At 69.2% G+C, this 13,574-nt stretch carries 13 protein-coding genes; 4 read left to right on the top strand and 9 right to left on the bottom strand.

From position 1 onward, the window contains the following. Nucleotides 1-292 precede the first annotated feature (292 nt). From ACFXOO_RS05800 to ACFXOO_RS05790, 3 genes are read left to right on the top strand one after another with little or no spacing between them, the layout of a single operon-like run. Nucleotides 293-643 (top strand): metallopeptidase family protein, encoded by a 351-nt coding sequence (locus tag ACFXOO_RS05800; protein WP_394563013.1) that lies wholly within the window; start codon nt 293-295, stop codon nt 641-643. Next, entirely contained in the window at nt 643-948 is a 306-nt protein-coding gene (clpS, locus tag ACFXOO_RS05795; protein WP_394563011.1) for an ATP-dependent Clp protease adapter ClpS, read from the top strand. Before ACFXOO_RS05800 ends, clpS begins: the two co-directional genes overlap by 1 nt. Next, nucleotides 945-1,457 (top strand): DUF2017 family protein, encoded by a 513-nt coding sequence (locus ACFXOO_RS05790; RefSeq protein ID WP_394563009.1) that lies wholly within the window; start codon nt 945-947, stop codon nt 1,455-1,457. The genes clpS and ACFXOO_RS05790 overlap by 4 nt, the downstream gene beginning before the upstream one ends. A 10-nt stretch (nt 1,458-1,467) precedes the next feature. Here ACFXOO_RS05790 and ACFXOO_RS05785 read toward each other — a convergent pair whose 3' ends face one another. The 6 genes from ACFXOO_RS05785 to gatC are packed head-to-tail and all read right to left on the bottom strand — an operon-like array spanning nt 1,468 to nt 7,034. Next, on the bottom strand, nt 1,468-2,061 hold the full coding sequence (locus ACFXOO_RS05785; RefSeq protein WP_378839240.1) for a hypothetical protein: 594 nt from the start codon (nt 2,059-2,061) through the stop codon (nt 1,468-1,470). Continuing rightward, nucleotides 2,036-2,356, bottom strand: coding sequence for a hypothetical protein (locus tag ACFXOO_RS05780; protein ID WP_378839237.1), 321 nt, complete (start codon nt 2,354-2,356; stop codon nt 2,036-2,038). The genes ACFXOO_RS05785 and ACFXOO_RS05780 overlap by 26 nt, the downstream gene beginning before the upstream one ends. A 58-nt stretch (nt 2,357-2,414) precedes the next feature. Continuing rightward, a complete protein-coding gene (dinB, locus tag ACFXOO_RS05775) occupies nt 2,415-3,674 on the bottom strand; it encodes a DNA polymerase IV (RefSeq protein WP_394563008.1) in 1,260 nt (419 codons plus the stop codon). 51 nt (nt 3,675-3,725) lie between these two features. Further along, the gene (gene gatB / locus ACFXOO_RS05770) at nt 3,726-5,228 is read right to left on the bottom strand and encodes an Asp-tRNA(Asn)/Glu-tRNA(Gln) amidotransferase subunit GatB (RefSeq protein ID WP_394563007.1); all 1,503 of its coding nucleotides are present in this window, start codon (nt 5,226-5,228) and stop codon (nt 3,726-3,728) included. 1 nt (nt 5,229) lies between these two features. Next, complete coding sequence (gene gatA, locus ACFXOO_RS05765; protein ID WP_378839229.1) at nt 5,230-6,738, bottom strand: Asp-tRNA(Asn)/Glu-tRNA(Gln) amidotransferase subunit GatA; 1,509 nt, start codon at nt 6,736-6,738, stop codon at nt 5,230-5,232. Further along, nucleotides 6,735-7,034, bottom strand: coding sequence for an Asp-tRNA(Asn)/Glu-tRNA(Gln) amidotransferase subunit GatC (gene gatC, locus ACFXOO_RS05760; RefSeq protein ID WP_378839226.1), 300 nt, complete (start codon nt 7,032-7,034; stop codon nt 6,735-6,737). The genes gatA and gatC overlap by 4 nt, the downstream gene beginning before the upstream one ends. A 67-nt stretch (nt 7,035-7,101) precedes the next feature. Between gatC and ACFXOO_RS05755 the strand changes: the two genes are divergently transcribed. Then, a complete protein-coding gene (locus ACFXOO_RS05755) occupies nt 7,102-8,805 on the top strand; it encodes a long-chain-fatty-acid--CoA ligase (protein ID WP_394563005.1) in 1,704 nt (567 codons plus the stop codon). A 31-nt stretch (nt 8,806-8,836) separates the two neighbouring features. Here the strand turns inward: ACFXOO_RS05755 and ligA are convergent, their stop codons facing one another. The 3 genes from ligA to ACFXOO_RS05740 form a co-directional block, all read right to left on the bottom strand. Continuing rightward, nucleotides 8,837-11,158, bottom strand: a complete 2,322-nt coding sequence (ligA, locus tag ACFXOO_RS05750) for an NAD-dependent DNA ligase LigA (RefSeq protein ID WP_394563004.1) — start codon at nt 11,156-11,158, stop codon at nt 8,837-8,839. Between the two features lie 50 nt (nt 11,159-11,208). Beyond that, on the bottom strand, nt 11,209-12,312 hold the full coding sequence (gene mnmA, locus ACFXOO_RS05745; RefSeq protein ID WP_394563003.1) for a tRNA 2-thiouridine(34) synthase MnmA: 1,104 nt from the start codon (nt 12,310-12,312) through the stop codon (nt 11,209-11,211). Nucleotides 12,313-12,376: 64 nt separating this feature from the next. Beyond that, nucleotides 12,377-13,564, bottom strand: coding sequence for a cysteine desulfurase family protein (locus tag ACFXOO_RS05740; RefSeq protein ID WP_394563001.1), 1,188 nt, complete (start codon nt 13,562-13,564; stop codon nt 12,377-12,379). Nucleotides 13,565-13,574 lie beyond the last annotated feature (10 nt).

Raw genomic sequence — 13,574 nt, 5'->3', positions numbered from 1 at the left:
GACTCCAACGTACGCCCGCTGCGTGGGATTGCCATCCGCAGTGTGTCCCCTTTTCGGGGGACACGCACTACCGAGGCACTACTGAATCTCGTCGCGGACTACCTGTCTTCGTGCGCCGTCGACGTTCTCGACGATGCCCGCCGCGTGCCGCTCCGCACGGGCTCCGGCAGCCTGTTCATGTCGTAATCTAGGAGGTCCGTCATCACGACGTGGAATGCGGGGCCACGATCCGGATCAGGCCATCCCCCGCGAGAGAACATGAGCGAGTGAGCTCATGAGAGTGAGCAGGACAATGATCGAGATGGATGCTGCGACGTTCGAGTCCCTCGTCGTCTCCGAGCTCGACCGACTCCCCGACGACATGATCGACGGTCTCGACAATGTGGTGTTCGTGGTGGAGGATCGGCCGGAGGACGGCAGCCTCGATCTCTTCGGTCTCTACGACGGATGGGCGATCACGGAGCGGGAGCGTTACGGAACGGGCGAGCTGCCCGATCGCATCATCGTCTACCGGGAGGCTCATCTCGCCGCCTGCGAGGACGTCGCGGAACTCCAGGACGAGCTCCACACGACCCTCGTGCATGAGATCGCCCACTTCTACGGCATCGACGACGAGCGTCTGCATGAGCTGGGGTGGTCCTGATGGGCGCCGCAACCGCGCCCGGCATCGACACCGACGTCGATGTGGATCTGTCGGGACTTCCCGCGTCGTCGGGGCCCTGGCAGGCTGTCGTCTGGAACGACCCCGTCAATCTGATGAGCTATGTCGTCTACGTCTTCCGAAGCTACTTCGGGTGCTCGCCCGACGAGGCGACCCGGCTGATGCTGGCCGTGCATCATGACGGCCACGCCATCGTCGCCGAGGGCGCCCGCGAGCAGATGGAACTGCACGTGCAGGCGATGCACGACTACGGACTGTGGGCCACCGTCAGGGAGTCGTCCCCGTGAGCGAGGAGCGGCTGGTGGTGCTCGAGATCACACGTATCGAGGCGACGCACCTGGCGGGTCTCGTCGTCCAGTTCCTCGATCTGCTGGACGACTCCGCGGGAACCTCTGAGAGCGGGGATCCTGCGATCGCCCGTCTCGTCCCGGACGCGTATCGCGGTGACGCCGTGTCGGCGAGGGAGTTCCGCGAGGTCACCGAGACCGATCTGCTGGGGCGACGAACCACGGACAGCCGGGTCGTTCTGGAGACCCTGGGGCCCGATGCGCAGCTCGACGACGACAGCGGTCTCGGCCTCGACGATCCACGACTGGAGCAGATCCTCACCCTCGCCCTGGACGCCGAACAGGTCAGGGCGTGGATGCGCACCCTCGCCGCGATCCGATTGGTCATCGCGACGCGATTGGGGATCGTGACGGACGACGATCACGACGAGGATGATTCGCGGTTCGGCATCTACGACTGGCTCGGCTTCCGGTTGGACGGACTCGTGCGTGCCGCGACGGTCGACTGATCGGTCTGCGTCAGGGGAAGTCGAAGGTCAGCGTCGCCTGACCCTGCGGATCGTCTCGCGACACGTGCCGCTCCTCCTGCTCGGCCCAGCGCGTCCAGTGCGGCCGGAATCCGTCCCCGTCCCGGTCGAGTGCACGACGCTTCCGCGCATCCGCCGGCGCGTTCACCCACACCCGCACGTCGCTCAGACGCGCGGTGACCGGGGTGAGGATGCCCGACCCCTCGAGGATCAGCGGCAGGGCGGGGTCGACGGCGCTCGCCTCGGCGTACGTCGATGAGTCCCAATCCCACCGTTGCCACACGCCGATCATTCCGCGCGCGTGCGGCACGAGGATCTGTGTTCGTGCGGCCTCCACGCCGTCGGCCAGTCCATCCCACCCCGGGTACAGCGAATCCAGCGCCACCGCCTGCACACGACCGCGCAACGGCCACTGTGCAACCAGTTCGCGCGCGAAGGTCGTCTTGCCCGCACCGGAGCGGCCGTCGATCAGGACGACCGGGTTGGTGGCCCCCACCGCGCGCACGGCTTCGACGGTGCGGGCGACCGCTGCCGCCCGCGCGGCAGCCAGGGGATCTCTGCTACTTCTTGAGGGCGCGGATGACACGGCTCAGTGCGCGGCCCGTGACCCAGATGAGGGGGATCGCCACGGCGGCGAAAGAGACGACGTTGGGTTCGAATCGCACATCATCACCGCGTCGGATGTATGCACCGAGGGGAAGCGCATAACCGCCGCCGCCGCCGCCGCCGTTGCCGACCTCGTCGGAACCGCCTCCGAAGCCCGTCCACGCGAGGGCCACAGGGACGATGCGGACGCCGTCGAGGTCTTTCACGTCGCCGTAGGCGCTGTGCACCCCGAGGGTGGCGGATTGCTGACCGAGTTCGAGTGCGATGTTTGGCATACCCCCACGCTAGCTGCGGATCGCGGTCGCGCACAGGGCTTGACGTCTCGGGATCGCTCTACAGGTCAGCACCCGGCAGTGGGTTGGTGGGCAGGGCGTTGATCGCGGGACCGCGACCGAGGAAGGCGGCGCGCGTCACGGCATCACGACCGAACCGCGCGGCCGCATCGTCGAGGGCACCCTCGACGCGACGCCAGCCTTCATCATCGTCCCAGAGTGCCAGGGCGCTACCGCCGGCAGCGTGCAGCTTTTCGGCGCGGACGCCGACCAGTCTCACCGCATCGCGGGTGTGAAGTGCGTCGAAGAGCTCGTGGGCGGCATCCCCGATGCGTTGGCCGACGGCGGTCGGCGACTCGAGCGTCTGCGCACGAGTGACGGTGGTGAAGTCCGAGAACCGCACTTTGATCGAGATGGTCGCCGCCTCCCATCCGTTCTTGCGGAGGCGCACACCGACTCTGTCGGACAAGCGGCGCAGCTCGGCCCGCAGCCGGCGTGCATCGGTGATGTCCTCGTGAAAGGTCTCTTCGTGCCCGATGCTCTTCTCGACCCTCTCGGGGGTGACGGCGCGGGGGTCGAGACCGCGGGCCAGCTGCCACACGCGCTCCCCCATCGCGGGCCCGAGCGTGCGGGAGAGCACGGCCTGCGGGGTACCGCGGATGTCGGCGATCGTGCGGATGCCTCGGGCCTCGAGCGACTCCGCCGCTTTCGGACCCACGCCCCACATGGCGCGGACGGGTCTCGGATCGAGGAAGGCCTGCGTCTGGTCGCCCGAGACGATCAGCATGCCGTCCGGCTTGCTGATCGTCGAGGCCATCTTCGCGACGTGCTTCGTCGCGGCCACGCCGACGCTGCACGTGAGCCCGGTGTCGGCGAGGACCCGTTCGCGCACCGTGCGGGCGATCCGGCCGGGGGTGCCCCACAGGCGGCCCGCCCCCCGGACATCCAGGAAAGCCTCGTCTATCGAGAGCGGCTCGACCAGCGGTGTGAAGGAGTGGAAGATCTCCATGACCTGAGCAGAGAGGGCCGAGTATCGGTCGAAATGCGGCATCACCACCACCGCTGCGGGGCACAGCCGCAGTGCCTGCGACACGGGCATCGCCGAACGCACCCCGAAGCGCCGTGCCTCGTACGAGGCACTCGAGACGACAGATCGACCCTCGGGTGCGCCGATGATGATCGGCTTCCCCTTCAGCGACGGATCGTCGAGCACTTCGACCGAAGCGTAGAACGCATCCATGTCGACATGCAGGATGCCGGTGCCGCTGTCGTCGGCATCGTCGGCCGAGACCATCCGTCCCGTGCCGTCACCGCGCCCCATGGACCCATTCTCGCGTGCCCCTCGGACATCGGGCACCGGATCGAGCTCGGATCAGGATGCGGCCGCGCGCTCCAGGACGAGCTCGCGGACCCGGGCGGCATCCGCCTGTCCCCGCATCGCCTTCATGACCGCCCCGATGACCGCTCCGGCCGCCTGGACCTTTCCCTCACGGATCTTCGCCAGGACATCGGGCTGCGCAGCGAGCGCGTCGTCGATCGCAGCGATCAGCGGTCCGTCGTCCGACACCACCGCAAGTCCGCGGCTGTCGACCACCTCCTGCGGAGTCCCCTCCCCGGCGATGACCCCCTCGAGCACCTGGCGCGCGAGTTTGTCGTTGAGCGTCCCCGCGTCCACGAGCGCCTGCACTGCGGCGACATCTGCCGGGGAGACCAGGTCGGAGGCCTCGCGTCCCTGCGCGTTCGCGAGGCGGGCGATCTCGCCCGTCCACCATTTGCGCGCCGCGGTCGGAGTGGCGCCGGCGGCGATCGTGGCCTCCACCTCCGCGAGGATGCCGCCGTTCGCCACGTCCTGGAACTCGAGGTCGCTGAAGCCCCACGCGTCCTTGAGCCGCCTACGCCGCGCGGCAGGAGGCTCAGGAAGCGCCGCGCGCAGTTCTTCGATCAGCTCCGGCGACGGAACGACGGGCAGCAGGTCGGGCTCGGGGAAGTACCGATAGTCGTCGGCGTCCGACTTCGGTCGACCCGGAGAGGTCGTGCCGGTGTCCTCATGCCAGTGACGGGTCTCCTGGGTGATGGTCCCACCACCCGCCAGCACGGCGGCTTGACGCTGGATCTCGTATCGGACCGCCCGCTCGACCGACCGCATCGAGTTGACGTTCTTGGTCTCGGTGCGCGTGCCCAGCTTCTCCTGACCGCGCGGCCGCAGCGACACGTTCGCGTCGCACCGCAGATTGCCGCGCTCCATCTTCGCGTCCGAGATGCCGAGCGAGAGAACGATGTCGCGGATCGTCTGCACGTAGGCCTTCGCGATCTCGGGGGCGCGATGTTCGGCGCCGTAGATCGGCTTCGTGACGATCTCGACGAGGGGTACACCGGCGCGGTTGTAGTCCACGAGGGAGTACTCCGCTCCCTGGATGCGCCCGGCCGCGCCTCCCATGTGCGTCAGCTTTCCCGCGTCCTCCTCCATGTGAGCGCGTTCGATCGGCACGGTCACGACGGATCCGTCGGCCAGTTCGACGTCGACCGATCCCTCGAAGGCGATCGGCTCGTCGAATTGCGAGATCTGGTAGTTCTTGCCCAAATCGGGATAGAAGTAGTTCTTGCGCGCGAACCGGCTCGACGGCGCGATGGAACACCCCAACGCGAGTCCGAGCGAGATCGAGTAACGGACGGCCTCGCCGTTCACGACCGGCAGCGATCCCGGGAGGCCGAGGTCGACCGGCGCGAGGTCCGTGTTCGGCTCGCGCCCGAACGAGTTGGGCGCCGCCGAGAACATCTTGGTCTTGGTGTTCAGCTCGACGTGCACCTCGAAACCGAGGACGGGCTCGTACAGGTCGAGGGCCTCGTCGAAACTGAGCAAACGGTCCTTCGCCATATCAGGCCTTCCCTCCCAGGAGCGGTGCGCGATCCAGCAGCGGACCGCCCCACTGGTCTTCGAGCAGTGCTTCCAGCGCCGCGCCGACGCGGTAAAGACGCGCGTCCTCTCGGACGGGGGCGAGGAACTGGATGCCGACCGGCAGTCCGTCCTCGGCGGCCAGACCGCTCGGGATCGAGATGCCCGGCACCCCTGCGAGGTTCGCCGGGATGGTCGTGATGTCGTTGAGGTACATCGTGAGCGGATCCTCCATCTGCTCACCCAAACGGAACGCGGTCGTCGGCGCCGTCGGCGTGGCGATGACGTCCACCTGCGCGAACGCGGCGTCGAAGTCCTGCTGGATGAGCGTGCGCACCTTCTGAGCGCTGCCGTAATAGGCGTCGTAATACCCGGCGCTCAGGGCGTAGGTGCCCAGGATGATTCGTCGCTTGACCTCGTCGCCGAAGCCGGCGTCACGCGTGGCGGCCATGACATCCTCGACGGTGCCGGCGACCTGCGTACGAAGACCGAAACGGACGGAGTCGAACTTCGCGAGGTTGCTCGACGCCTCGGCCGGGAGGATCAGGTAGTACGCCGCCACTCCGTACTCGAAGTGCGGGGCGCTGATCTCGACGATCTCGGCTCCGTGGGCCTCGAGCAGTGCGAGGGACTCGCGGAACGACGCCGAAACGCCCCGCTGGAAACCGCTGTCGGGGAGCTCGCGGATGACGCCGACGCGCAGCCCGGCGAGCACGTCCCCGCGCGCACCGTCCCGGGCGGCCTCGGCGAACGAGGGCCACATGTCGGTGAGGGAGGTCGAGTCCTGGGGGTCGTGACCGCCGATCACGTCGTGCAGCAGGCCTGCGTCGAGGACGGAACGGGCGACGGGGCCGACTTGATCGAGGCTGGACGCCAGCGCGATCGCACCGTAGCGGCTCACTCCGCCGTACGTGGGCTTGAGCCCCACCGTGCCGGTGAGCTGTGCGGGCTGACGGATGGACCCGCCGGTGTCGCTGCCCAGCGCGAGCGGGGCCTGGAAGGCGGCGACGGCTGCGGCCGACCCACCGCCGGAGCCGCCCGGGACGCGGTCCAGATCCCAGGGGTTGTGCGTCGGACCGTAGGCGGAGTGCTCGGTGGAAGACCCCATCGCGAATTCGTCCATGTTGGTCTTGCCCAGCGGCACGAGCCCCGCGGCGCGCGCCCGCGCCACGACGGTGGCATCGAACGGAGACAGGTAACCCTCGAGGATCTTCGAACCGCTCGTGGACGGCATGTCGGTCGTGACCAGCACATCCTTGATCGCCAGCGGGACACCGGCGAGCGGACCGAGAGCCTCGCCCGAGCTGCGTCGACGGTCGACCGCCGCCGCCGCGTCGACGGCGGCGGCGTTGACGTGGAGGAAAGCGTGCACGTCGCCGTCCACGGCGTCGATACGGTCGAGGTGCGCCCGGGTCGCCTCCACGCTCGAGATCTCGCCCGCGGCGAGCTTTCCGGCGAGGTCGGCGGCGGAGAGTCGGATGATGTCGCTCACTGCTCCTCCCCCAGGATCGCCGTCACGCGGAAACGGCCGTTCGCAGCATCCGGCGCATTCTGTAGCGCCTGCGCCTGCGTCAGGGTCTCGCCCACCACGTCGTCGCGGAACACGTTCTGCAACGGCACCGGGTGACTGGTGGCGGCGATGTCGTCGGTGGCCACGCGCGACACCTTCGCGATGTTGTCGACGATGACGTCGAGTTGGCCGGTGAGACGCCCGACCTCCTCATCGCTCAGGTCTATCCGGGCGAGGACACCGAGATGGCGCACGAGTTCGGGAGTGATTTCAGACACCCCCCCATTCTAGGCGGGCTGCGGGTGGCGCCCCGGGGGGCTCGTTCGCCGGGCATAGGCTGAAGCCGTGACGACGACGTACGATCCCCCTCGCCCCTGGATCCGCAGCTACGCCGACGGTGTCCCAGAGGATCTCGACCCTGTCAGCGGCTCGCTGGTCGACATCGTCGAGGCGTCGGCGCGGGACTATCCCGATGCGACGGCCCTCCAGTTCTTCGGGCGCGAGACGTCCTACCGAGAGCTGAAGCACGCGATCGACACGGCCGCGGCGGGACTCAAGGCGCTGGGGGTGACGGCGGGTGATCCGGTCGCCATCGTCCTGCCGAACTGCCCGCAGCACATCGTCGCCTTCTACGCGATCCTGCGTCTGGGGGCGATCGCGATCGAGCACAATCCGCTCTACACCCCCCGTGAGTTGCGCAAGCAGTTCGAAGACCACGGCGCCAACGTTGCGATCGTGTGGAGCAAGGTGGTCCCCTCGGTGCAGGATTTCCCCGCCGATGTCGCCGTCGCGACGCTCATCTCGGTCGACGTGACACGCGCCATGCCGTTCTCGACGCGCCTGGCATTGCGGCTGCCCGTCGCGAAGGCGCGCGCGTCTCGACAGGCTCTCCACGCCCCTGTCAGCGGCGCGATCGCCTGGGAACGCCTGGAGCGCGGCACTCCTCTGCCGCAGAGCCACCCCCGGCCCGCCACCTCAGATCTGGCGATCATCCAGTACACGAGCGGCACGACCGGAACGCCGAAAGGCGCTGCGCTCACCCATCGAAACCTGCTCTCGAATGCAGCGCAGTCGCGCGCGTGGGTGCCCTCGATCGTGCGCGGCAACGGCTGCGTCGTCTACGCCGTGCTGCCGATGTTCCACGCCTATGGGCTGACGCTCTGCCTGACCTTCGCCATGTCGATGGGCGCACGCCTCGTGCTGTTCCCGAAAGTCGATCCCGACATGGTGCTGGCCGTCACCAAGAAGCACCCGGCGACCTTCCTCCCCCTCGTGCCGCCGATCGCCGATCGTCTGCTCCGCGCCGCTCAAGAGCAGGGGGTGTCACTGCGCGGGACGGATGTCGCGATCTCGGGCGCGATGGCGTTGCCGCACGAGCTCGTGGTGCCCTTCGAGGCCGCAACCGGTGGCTACTTGGTCGAAGGGTACGGGTTGAGCGAATGCTCCCCCGTGCTGATGGCGAACCCGGTCGCGGACAACCGCGTGCCGGGCACGGTCGGACTGCCGCTGCCCGGCACCGAGTGCCGCGTCGTCGATCCCGACGATCCGACCCGGGATGTTCCCGCGGGCGAGCGCGGAGAGCTCATCGTGCGCGGACCGCAGGTCTTCTCCGGGTACTACGGCAAACCGGAAGAGACCCAGAAGGTGATGGTCGACGGCTGGTTCCGCACGGGCGACATCGTCACGATCGATGAGGCCGGGTTCGTGCGCGTGGTCGATCGCATCAAAGAGCTCATCATCACCGGCGGATTCAACGTCGCGCCCACCGAGGTCGAGATCGCTTTGCGGCAGTACCCCGGTGTCAAGGACGCCGCCGTCGTGGGAGTGCCGAGCGATCACTCGGGCGAGGAGGTCGTCGCTGCCGTCGTGGTCGAGCCGGGGGCCGAGATCGATGTGGAGGCCATGCGCGAATTCGCACGGAGCATCTTGACGCCCTACAAGGTCCCGCGACGGATCTTCCTGGTGGACGAACTGCCGGTCTCACTCATCGGCAAGGTGTTGCGCCGACAGGTGCGCGAGTCATTGTTGAGGCTCACGACGGGTTCGTAGGGCGGATGTCGCTGAGGCGGCACGTCGCCGTTCAGCCGGCGTCGGGGTCGAGGACGTCGAGGGCGGACGGTCCCTGCTCGACGAGGATCTTGAACTGGGCCGCATCGAGGATACGCACGCCGAGCTCCTCCGCCTTGCTGAGCTTCGAGCCGGCACCGGGACCCGCAGCGACGAAGTCGGTCTTCTTGGAGACGCTCGACGCCGCCTTCCCTCCGGCGGCGATGATCGCCTCCAGCGCTCCCTCCCGGCTGTAACCCTCGAGAGAGCCGGTGGCCACGACGGTCACCCCTTCGAGCACTCCACCGCTCGCCGCCGCCGCGCCCGGACCCGGGTGGCCGGGCGTGGCGAGCTGCGCGCCCGCCGCGCGCCACCGATCCACGATCTCGCGATGCCAGTCCACGGCGAACCACTCGACGAGCGAGTCGGCGATGATTCCGCCCACGCCTTCGACCGACGCCAGTTCGTCTCGCGACGCTTCCTGCACGGCGGCCACCGAACCGAACCATTGCGCCAGGGCGCGCGCAGCGACGGGACCGACGTGACGCACGTTGAGAGAGACCAAGAATCGCCACAGATCCTTGGTCTTGGCCTTCTCCAGCTCTTCCAGGAGGCGCACGGCCTGCACCGAGGGTTGCGGGCCGACGAGGCCCCCCTTCTTCTCGACGGCGGAAGCGTTGCGCCGGAACGGCGCCCGCCGTACCGGCTCGCCCGTGTTCTCGTCGATACGGGGTTCGCCGGTCTCGGCATCCCGCACCACCACCTCGATCGGGACGAGCTGCTCCATCGTGAGCTCGAACAACCCCGCCTCGGTCTCCAGCGGCGGAACGGCGGGGCTGGTCGGCTGTGTGAGGGCCGCGGCGGTGACCTCCCCCAGAGCCTCGATGTCGAGGCCGCCGCGCGAACCGATGTGTTCCACCCGTCCGCGCACCTGGGCGGGGCACGCGCGCGTGTTGGGACAGCGCATGTCGATGTCGCCCGCTTTGGCCGGTGCGAGCGTGGTCCCGCACTCCGGGCACACCGTCGGCATGACGAACTCGCGTTCCGTGCCATCGCGCAGTTCGACCACGGGCCCGAGTACTTCGGGGATGACGTCGCCTGCCTTCCGGAGCACCACGGTGTCGCCGATCAGCACGCCCTTGGCGCGGACGACGTCCTGGTTGTGCAGCGTCGCCTGCCGCACGACCGAACCGGCGACCCGGGCGGGTGCCATGACCGCGAACGGCGTGGCGCGGCCGGTGCGACCGACCGAGACCACGATGTCGAGGAGCTTCGTATTGACCTGCTCGGGCGGGTACTTGTAGGCGATCGCCCATCGCGGTGCCCGGCTGGTGGCCCCCAGCTCGTCGTGCAGGGCGAGTTCATCGACTTTGACGACGATGCCGTCGATCTCGTGCTCGACGTCGTGTCGGTGCTCGCCGTAGTGCTCGACGAACGCGAGGACGCCGTCGATCGAGTCCGAGGTGCGGGAATACGGACTCGTGGGAAGGCCCCAGTCGGCCAGCAGCGCGTAGACCTCGCTCTGCGAGGAGACCGGCGGTCGCTCCCACGCACCGATGCCGTGGACGAAGAGCCTCAATGAGTCGAGACGGGCCTGTCCGGCCTCGTGCTCGAGGCCCTCCTTCTTCTCGAGCTGCTGACGCAGACCTCCGCTCGCCGCGTTACGCGGATTGGCGAAGGACGGGAACCGGCGCTCCGCACTGATGCGAGCCTTCTCCTCGTCGAACCTGCGCGATCGTGACCGTGTCTCGTCGACGGCCCGGTCGCGCATGTCCGCCTGCAGTGAGTTGAGCTGCGCGAAGGCGGCGACCGGGATGAAGACCTCGCCCCGCACTTCGACCATCGCGGGGTGGCCCGCGCCCGACAACCGCTGCGGGATGCCCGGAACGCGAACGGCGTTGACCGTGACATCTTCACCCACTCGCCCGTCGCCGCGTGTCGCGGCGGACGTGAGGACGCCGTTCTCGTAGCGCAGGCTGATGGCGAGGCCGTCGATCTTCAGCTCGGTCAGCCACCGCACGCGGCGACCGGCCGATGCCTCGGCCTTGACGCACCAGTCCCGGAGCTCGTCCGGGGAGAACACGTTGTCGAGGCTGAGCATGCGCTCGGCATGCTCCACCGGTGCGAACTGCGTGTTCTCGGCGGCACCGACCGTCTGGGTGGGTGAATCGTGTCCCTGGAGCTCGGGATGGAGGCGTTCGATCTCGTCGAGCCGGTGCATCCATCCGTCGTACGTCGCATCGTCGACGATCTCGGTGTCTCGCCCGTAGTACGCGTCGCGAGCGCCCAGGATGCGCTCCGTCAGTTCCACCGCTTCTTCGCGTGCCTGCTCGAGACCGGGTTGCGCTTGTGTCACCCGGTCATTCTAGAAGCGGGTCCCGACATGGCACCGTCGACGGTCGCGGTTCATACGCCCGCGGGGACCGCCGACACCGTGCGGTCGATCGTGAACTGCCCGAGCACCCGAGTGCCGCTGTAGAGCACCGCGGTCTGGCCCGGCGCGACGCCGTCCAGAGGCCGGTCGGGTGTCACGACGAGCGCATCCGACGCGGCATCCCACACGGCGGCCGCCGGCTCGGGGTCGGAGTGCGCCCGGATCTGCACGTGGCACCGGAACTCCCGGTCCTGCGGGGCGGCGCCCGCCCAGCTGTAGCGGTCGCCGGAGATCTGCGCGATGGCCAGCGCCGCCTTGGGGCCGACCACCACGGTGTTGGAGATGGGCCGCACCTCCAGGACGAACCTCGGTTTGCCGTCTGCCGCGGGGACGCCGAGCGACAGGCCGCGGCGCTGCCCGACGGTGAAGGCGTGCGCGCCTTCATGGGTTCCGACCACTGTTCCGTCGCGATCGACCACATCGCCCGTCGACGTGCCCACCTTGTCGGCCAGCCACCCGCGGGTGTCACCGTCGGGGATGAAGCAGATGTCATGGCTGTCGGGCTTCTGCGCCACCGTGAGCCCCCGCGCTTCGGCCTCCGCGCGGACCAGCGCTTTGGAGGGCGTCGAACCGAGCGGGAAGTAGGTGTGCGCCAGCTGCTCGGCGGTCAGCACGCCGAGGACGTAGGACTGGTCCTTCGCCGCATCCGACGCGCGATGCAGCTCCAGGCCGTCCGCTCCGTGCACCAGCGTCGCATAGTGCCCGGTGCACACGGCGTCGAAGCCCAGCTCGAGCGCACGCTCCAGAAGGGCGGCGAATTTGATCTTCTCGTTGCACCGCATGCACGGGTTCGGCGTACGGCCCGCACGGTACTCCGAGACGAAGTCCTCGATGACGTCTTCACGGAAGCGCTCGGAGAAGTCCCACACGTAGAACGGGATGCCGAGCAGGTCCGACGCACGGCGCGCGTCCATCGCGTCTTCGATCGTGCAGCAGCCGCGGCTGCCGGTGCGCAGGGTGCCCCCCGCGCGGGACAGCGCGAGATGCACTCCCACGACGTCGTGACCGGCGTCGACGGCGCGCGCAGCTGCCACCGCGGAGTCCACTCCGCCGCTCATGGCCGCCAGAACACGCATGCCACCAGTCTACGCGCGCCTCTCCGTGCGGCCTCGGCCCCGGCCCCGGGCGGGCCGGACACGATCAGCGTGCGGCGGCGCGTGCCGAGGCGCCGCTCGCGCGGGCGTGGGCGTCGGGAAGGGCGGCGAGGAAGGCTTCGACGTCTGCTGCGGTGCTCGTGCGCCCCAGGGTCACGCGCAGGACGGAACGCGCGGCCGCCTCACCGCGCCCCATGGCCACGACGACGTGCGAGGGCTCGGGCACACCGGCCTGACAGGCCGACCCGGTCGAGACCGCGACGCCGGCCTGATCCATCAGGAACAGCAGCGCATCGCCTGCCGCGTCCGGGAAGAGGACGTGAACACTGCCCGGCAGCCGGTCGACGGGGTCGCCCAGGAGCTCGGCGGCGGGGACGATCGAGCGGATGCCGCGCCACAACGATCGCCGCAGTCCACCGAGGCGCTCGGCTTCGGCCTCGCGCTCGGCCTCCGCGAGCTCGGCGGCGACGGCGAAAGCCGCCGCCCCCGCGACGTCCTGGGTTCCCGAGCGCAGGCCGCGCTGCTGCCCTCCGCCGTGCAGGAGCGCGGCCGGAGTGACCGAGCGCGCGACGACGAGCGCGCCGATGCCGACGGGGGCGCCGACTTTGTGCCCCGACACGCTGAGGGCGACGAGGCCCGTCGCGCTCGCGGCATCCGCCCGCCACCGGCGGAAGGAGAGCGGAGCATGACCGAGCACGGCGATCGCGTCGAGATGTAGGGGGACCCCGGCGATCGACGCGCCGTCCGCGAGCGCGCGCGCATCGTTGATGGTTCCCGCCTCGTTGTTGGCGGCCAATGCCGTCGCGAGCGCCACCCCCGGCGCGGCGCAGGCTTCGGCGAAGCGCGCAGGATCGATGCGGGCCTGCGCGTCGAGGGCGACCGGCCTCACCCGAGCATGCTCGTGGGCCCTGAGCCAGTCGACCGAGTCGAGCGTGGCGTGGTGCTCGCCGTCAGGCAGCACCACCGTGTCAAGGTCTGCGGGTCGCGACCACCAGAGGCCCTTCAGGCCGAGGTTGACCGACTCCGTCCCGCCGGAGGTGAAGACGAGTTCGACCGGATCGCAGTCGAGCACGACGGCGAGACGCTCCCGGGATTCCTCCAAGAGGCGGCGGGCATCCTGTCCGCCGCCGTGGATCGACGAGGCGTTCCCGACCGTCTCGGTCGCTGCGAGCCAGGCGTCACGCGCCTCGGCACGCAGTGGGGTGGTTGCCGCATGGTCCAGATAGGCGCGCATGGGACGGGCC

This window comes from Microbacterium sp. P03 (genome assembly GCF_043556235.1).
Classification (GTDB): Bacteria; Actinomycetota; Actinomycetes; order Actinomycetales; family Microbacteriaceae; genus Microbacterium.
This window is presented reverse-complemented; position numbering and strand designations above follow the sequence as displayed.